We start from the raw sequence: 6,000 nt of genomic DNA, 5'->3' as shown, positions 1-6,000 counted from the left end.
CTCCCGAAGTGGTTAAGCCTGCTCCGGACATGGTTAGCCCTGCTCCCGAAGTGGTTAAGCCTGCTCCGGACATGGTTAGCCCTGCTCCCGAAGTGGTTAAGCCTACTCCCGAAGTGGTTAAACCTACTCCCGAAGTGGTTAAACCTACGCCTGACATGGTTTCTGCTGCACCAGACATGGTTAAGCCCATTCCCGAAGTGGTTAGCCCTGCTCCCGAAGTGGTTAAACCTACTCCCGAAGTGGTTAAGCCTGCTCCCGCTCCCGAAGTGGTTAAACCTACTCCCGAAGTGGTTAAGCCTGCTCCCGAAGTGGTTAAGCCTACACCAGAGGTGGTTAAACCTACTCCCGAAGTGGTTAAGCCTACACCAGAGGTGGTTAAGCCTACACCAGAGGTGGTTAAGCCTACACCAGAGGTGGTCATTCCTGCACCAGAGGTGGTTAGCCCTGCTCCTGAAGTGGTCATTCCTGCACCAGAGGTGGTTAGCCCTACTCCTGAAGTGGTTAGCCCTACTCCTGAAGTGGTTAAACCTGCGCCAGAGGTGGTTAAGCCTGCACCAGAGGTGGTTAAGCCTGCGCCAGAGGTGGTCATTCCTGCACCAGAGGTGGTTAAGCCTGCGCCAGAGGTGGTCATTCCTGCACCAGAGGTGGTCATTCCTGCACCAGATTCAGTTTGCACTGATGCTGCGGGGGCAGCCCATTTGCCTACACCAGAAGGGAAGACGTAGGAACTGATAGCTTGGGCAGTTTCGGAGCCAAAGACGGAACCGGCAAGACGTTTGGCTTCTGCTTCGCGTGCGAGTTGATACAGTTCATCGGCCTCGGTGGTTTTACGGCCAGGGGGATCGAGGGTGAGGAGCCGATCGCCACTGCCGAGGGTTTTTTCCCAGTTTACGGTCATAAACTTGTCGTCTACCCAGTCGGAGGGATAGATGGGGGGGATGGTAACGGGGGCAGAACGTGCCAGAATTAACCAGCGACCATCGGGACAGCGATAACCAATATCAACGACATAGATGCGATCGCTAATGGGAATGGGAATATACCATTCTCTGGCTAATTCGTCGCAGGGATATTCCTGCATACTGTGGGGGCTTTCGTAGTTGATGTTGAGATCGGTAACATCGTAAATTCGTAGGGCGAGTTGTTGTCCCCCTTGAATGCGTAATTGTTCTTTTTGCTCGTTGCTAATATCCCAGTAAGCATAAGCCCATTGAGGATCGCGAGGCATTAGGACAATGCAGGGTTGACCATAACCAATGGGTAAATCTGTTAACCCGTCATCTACGGAAGCCAAAATTTCTGGATCAAAGGAGTTGCCCACTTCAAACTTGGCAGCTTCTACAGTTTCTTGAGAGTCCATTGGTTCAGTCTCCATATGGTTGTCCATAGATGTATGAGTAGAGTTTTGGGCTTCGATAATGGCTTGCAGGAGTTCGGACTTACGCATCCGGCTATAACGGGAAATCTGATATTCACTGGCGACTTTACGCAATTGTCGTAAGGTCATCTCGGATAAGGGAGGACGGTTATTGGTCATGGACAGGCTCTCCTAATGTCTTAATCGTTAACTCAAGGGTTGAGCTTGGGGATCAACTGCTTAACATATTGCAAAAAAAAATAGGGTAGTGCAAGGGGAACGTCAGGGAATTTTGGGTGATTTGACGGGATCTCAGCTCGATCTCCATGTTTTTGTCATAGAAAGATGACTTTTGTTGGGTTCATCAGGAATTTAAGTCATCATTTCATGACAATATGAAGGGATCGGTAAAAAGAAGTGAGTAGACACGATAGAATACAATCCATTATGCCTAAAATTAGGCAGTACAAATACTCAGAGTGAACAAATACAGTTATTCATGACCCCAGCGCAGCCGAGAGAAATAGAGACCCGTCCAGGCAGTAAACACGGTCTCATTAGTCGGGTACTTTCTCCCGCCTTACAACTGTGGCTCCGATCGCAAGCAGAAGAAATCCACGATTTACATCTGAGGATTGATGCAGGCGATCGCCAAATTCTATCCGGTCTCATTCCCCATGTCGCCGTCCAAGCCAGTCAAGCCATCTACCAAGGACTCCATCTGAGCCAACTTCAGCTCGAAGCCGACACCATTCGCACGAATTTACCCCAAGTTTTGCGGCGCAAACCCTTGCGTCTCCTTGACCCCATTCTCGTCAAGGGGCAACTCCAAATTACGGCCCAACAACTCCAAGACTCCCTCACCCCTGGAGGACTGCTCTCCCAAGGACTCACCGAATTTCTGCGAGAACTACTCAAAGCCAGTCAAACAAATGGCGGCGATCGCCTCCTAGCCACGTCTTCCCCCCAGTGGCACACCATTACCCTCGGTCACCATCAACTCAGCCTAGAAGCCACCTGGCCTCAACCTGACGATCCTCACGCCTGTCTCAAAATAAACAGCAATCTAGACCTGATTCAGGGTCATTTACTACACTTCCATTCCCTTACCATTGACACTCCACCAGGCTGGTTCACCCAACCCTTAGACTCCCTCGATATCGAACTCGGAACTGAAGTGGCCCTTGAACAGCTCCACATCAGCCCGGAAAAAATCTTCTGTATCGGTCAAATTACCGTTCTCCCCTGATGGTTAGACTGAATGCTCCCACCTGAACTTAGGACAGCAAACCCCGATCGCGTGCAGTTTTGAGCCAATTGGGGTATTCTGTCATCAACAAATCATACAGCTCTTGGTCGGCGATCGCCTCCGGATCTTCCACACTAAAGAAATCCGCATTATCGAGATATCGTCCCTCCAAATCATCTAAGTTTTCCAAAAACTCAAACTGACTCCCCCCACTCAAAAAGCCTAAAATACCTCCACGTTTGGCTTTAGCATCCTTACTCGACTGACCAATAGCCATAAATTGCCAGAAAATCGGCTCATAGGATGACCACTGTAACTGTTGTTCAGACTGAGCTTGATCGAACGGTCTCCCATCCGTAACAAACATCACGTAAACCGGTACATTCGCCTTCAAAGGAGAGTGTCGGCTTCCTCCCCCACCATCAGGAAAATAGGCATTTCTAATCCCTTGCAAAGCGGGAGCATAATTCGTTCCCCCTGCACCCCCATATTGGTTATAGGCTTGACCGATAAAATTATGGAAATTCTCCACCGTCATCTCTCCCCGATTCTGGGCATTTCCTGCAAACAGGAAAATTTTAATCGCTCCATCATCATCAAACCGACAACCAAGGGCTAATATTTTCTCCGCTAACCGTTGAATCTTCCCTGAGTTATACAGAGAATACATGGAACCCGACACATCTAAACAGAGAGCCACTTGCGCTTGATGATCGGTTAAATTCGCCTTTTGCAGAGAAATATCCGCTTTTTTAACCAGATCAAATAACTGGGGTGCTTCCTTTTCCAATTTCTTCTCTAACTCAACCGCTTTTGTTCGGCGAGAGGGTTGGGGGGGTGCAGGTGGGGTGGCTCCTTCTTGATGATATTGGTCTAAAAAACCTTGTAATCCAGAATTATAGCCTTGACCGAGGGCATGAAAACGCCATTGGCTATCTTTTTGATACAGGCGACCAAATTCGAGGGCGGTTTCTGAGGTAAAGGGTTCGGTTAAGGCATAACGGGCTAATTCTTCCTGAGTTTGAGCATTGGAGATGGCCATAAAGGCCTGCTCAATGTGGCGAAAACTTTGATTTTTCTCGACTCCTTCATGGATGGTGACCACAAACACTAATTCAGTAATCAGGGCACTCAGTTGGCTCAAATCGAGCATAAACCGTTGCCGACCTTCTTCACAATTTTCAACTCTCTGCAAAGCGCGATCGGGCGATCGGGGATTATTATAAAAAACAAAATACTCTTCCGCAGGAATCAAACCATTAGCCCCTAACATAAACACCGAGCCATCCACCTCATAGCCCGGTTCTGTAGCACTCCAACCTACCTCAATCTGGAGGTGTTGCACTTGGGGATAATTTTGGGACAGATTCAACCGTGCCCCTTTGCTTAATTCCGTAGTCATAGATCTAAATTTAATACTTTCTACTTGACCAACACAGACACTCTATAATTATTGCTAGTCTAGCCTATGTTTTGCGGTTATGAGTGAGAAAGAAGGTTACAAATTAAATGCCCCGGCCCATCTAGAGCAAAAGGAACAATCGTTTTATCCGCTTTGATCCGGACTTTTTGACGACAATTATAGATTTCTATCGGATAGGTGCGATCGTTCACTCGCACAGATGCACGATATTCCCAACTAAATGTCGGCAGGGCATCTTTATTTTCCGGGGACTTCTTGTTGTTGGACATATTGCTTAAGCTGTTCTACCGTTACGCCACCACAACTAGCAACAAAATAAGATCCAGTCCAGAATACAGGTTTCCGATAAAATTGTTGGAGATAATCGTCAAATTCTTTACGGATTAAACGGCTAGAAACCGTTTTAAGATTAGCAATAAATTTACTTAAGTAACCAAGACAAGATGAGCGGTAAGTGCGTAAACCGACCTAAATCCTTTATCATACTGAGTTGACATTGCAAGCGGTAAGTTATATACTGGTAAAATGATTTTAACCTACGAGTACCGATTGCGCCCAACAAATCAACAGGCGGCCCAAATCGATTGGTGGCTAGAACTACTGCGGCGACATTGGAACTATGCTTTAGGTCAAAGGTTGGACTATTTAAGGCGAACTCGTTCTCAAATAGATCGATGTAGTTTAGTGTCTGAACCTATTGGCGAGATACCAGAACAGGTCAATTACTACACGCAACAAGCAGCACTTAAAGAAACCAAGGTTTTGTTCCCTGAATACCAAGAAATCTATTCGGAAGTGCAACAAATTAATCTGCAAAGATTAGATAAGGCATGGAAAAAATGGAGAGTCCCCGATAAAAGTGGCAAGAGAGGAGGGCGACCGAGGTTTAAAAAAGCAGGACAGTTGAGATCGTTTGAGTTTTCGAGAGTTAATCATCCGAAATCCACAATTAAATTTGATGGGAAAAATCTGATAACGACACGATTGGGGAAAATTCTCGTTATCAGGCATCGTCCTATTCCAGAAGGTTTTGAACTGAAAACCGCATCAATTGTCAAAAAAGCAGATGGTTACTACGTTTGTTTGGTAATTAAAGATGACACAATCGCTCAACTATTGCCGTTAGAAACCATCAAATCAGCAGTAGGAGCAGATGTCGGACTTAAAGAATTTTTAACAACTTCTAACGGAGAAACCGTTGCCGTTAAACAACACTATCGCCAGGCTCAAAAACATCTAGCCCATCAGCAACGTCGATTAGCAAGAAAACAGAAAGGCTCGTCTAATTATCTGAAGCAACAAAACCAAATTGCTAAACTTCATCAAAAAATAGCCCGCCAGCGAAAAGATTTTCATTATAAAATAGCCCATGCCCTAGTTAAAACCTATGACTTAATAGCAGTAGAGGACTTAAATATTAAGGGATTAGCCCGTACTCGATTAGCTTCATCAGTTCTTGATGTAGCCTGGGGACAATTTATTAATATCTTGGAAACAGTGGCAGTAAAATGCGGTGTCCGGGTAGTAAAAGTAAATCCTCACGGCACCAGTCAAAATTGTAGCAATTGTGGTGCAAAAGTTCCGAAGACTCTATCAATTCGTACTCACGAATGTCCGAAATGCGGATTAATAATGGATCGCGACGAAAATGCGGCGGTGAATATTCTCAATCGAGCAATAGAACAAATACAGGCGGTGGGTCTCATCGTTTCTGCTTGTGGAGGCTTAGACGTTAGTCAGCCAGTGAAGCAAGAAACTTTAAAAGGAGAATGGGTTCAACTTAGTCTCTTTTGAGAGCTTCCCGTCATAATCTTTGATTTGACGGGAGAGAACGTCACTAATATTTAGCACTGCGCTTAATGGTGAGAATACAAATGCGATTATTGCCCTGTTGACGACAAATTGAGGCTTGTACAGGAGCAATATTAACAGTTAATAGAATGGCGAGCATCAACAGCCCAGCAAAAATAC

4 protein-coding genes and 3 pseudogenes are annotated in these 6,000 nt (G+C 46.0%); 3 read left to right on the top strand and 4 right to left on the bottom strand.

The annotated features are described in order from the left end of the window. Positions 1-29: 29 nt before the first annotated feature. A pseudogene (locus PMG25_RS24620) lies at positions 30-431 on the top strand (transglycosylase family protein); the annotation flags it as partial. A gap of 53 nt (positions 432-484) precedes the next feature. On the opposite strand, the pseudogene PMG25_RS08075 reads toward PMG25_RS24620, so the two are convergent. After that, positions 485-1,537, bottom strand: a pseudogene (locus PMG25_RS08075) (DUF4912 domain-containing protein); the annotation flags it as partial. Positions 1,538-1,856: 319 nt separating this feature from the next. Between PMG25_RS08075 and PMG25_RS08070 the strand changes: the two are divergent. Then, on the top strand, positions 1,857-2,606 hold the full coding sequence (locus PMG25_RS08070; protein WP_283766390.1) for an LmeA family phospholipid-binding protein: 750 nt from the start codon (positions 1,857-1,859) through the stop codon (positions 2,604-2,606). A gap of 28 nt (positions 2,607-2,634) precedes the next feature. Here PMG25_RS08070 and PMG25_RS08065 read toward each other — a convergent pair whose 3' ends face one another. The 3 genes and pseudogenes from PMG25_RS08065 to PMG25_RS24405 all read right to left on the bottom strand — a co-directional run. Beyond that, on the bottom strand, positions 2,635-4,008 hold the full coding sequence (locus PMG25_RS08065) for a TerD family protein (protein ID WP_283766389.1): 1,374 nt from the start codon (positions 4,006-4,008) through the stop codon (positions 2,635-2,637). 77 nt (positions 4,009-4,085) lie between these two features. Further along, on the bottom strand, positions 4,086-4,298 hold the full coding sequence (locus tag PMG25_RS08060) for a hypothetical protein (protein ID WP_283766388.1): 213 nt from the start codon (positions 4,296-4,298) through the stop codon (positions 4,086-4,088). Next, positions 4,267-4,458, bottom strand: a pseudogene (locus tag PMG25_RS24405) (IS200/IS605 family transposase); the annotation flags it as partial. The gene PMG25_RS08060 and the pseudogene PMG25_RS24405, both read right to left, overlap by 32 nt. A gap of 96 nt (positions 4,459-4,554) precedes the next feature. Between PMG25_RS24405 and PMG25_RS08055 the strand changes: the two are divergent. Next, the gene (locus PMG25_RS08055) at positions 4,555-5,823 is read left to right on the top strand and encodes an RNA-guided endonuclease InsQ/TnpB family protein (RefSeq protein ID WP_283766387.1); all 1,269 of its coding nucleotides are present in this window, start codon (positions 4,555-4,557) and stop codon (positions 5,821-5,823) included. Positions 5,824-6,000 lie beyond the last annotated feature (177 nt).

Source organism: Roseofilum capinflatum BLCC-M114 (assembly GCF_030068505.1).
Classification (GTDB): Bacteria; Cyanobacteriota; Cyanobacteriia; order Cyanobacteriales; family Desertifilaceae; genus Roseofilum; species Roseofilum capinflatum.
The sequence above is the reverse complement of the archived record's forward strand: the minus strand, read 5'-3'. Positions and strand labels throughout refer to the sequence as shown.

What these genes read in the sequence shown, in the direction of transcription:
- PMG25_RS08065 (WP_283766389.1), bottom strand. Translation starts at nt 4,008, where the DNA reads ATGACTACGGAATTAAGCAAAGGGGCACGGTTGAATCTGTCCCAAAAT.
- PMG25_RS08060 (WP_283766388.1), bottom strand. Translation starts at nt 4,298, where the DNA reads ATGTCCAACAACAAGAAGTCCCCGGAAAATAAAGATGCCCTGCCGACA.
- PMG25_RS08070 (WP_283766390.1), top strand. Translation starts at nt 1,857, where the DNA reads ATGACCCCAGCGCAGCCGAGAGAAATAGAGACCCGTCCAGGCAGTAAA.
- PMG25_RS08055 (WP_283766387.1), top strand. Translation starts at nt 4,555, where the DNA reads ATGATTTTAACCTACGAGTACCGATTGCGCCCAACAAATCAACAGGCG.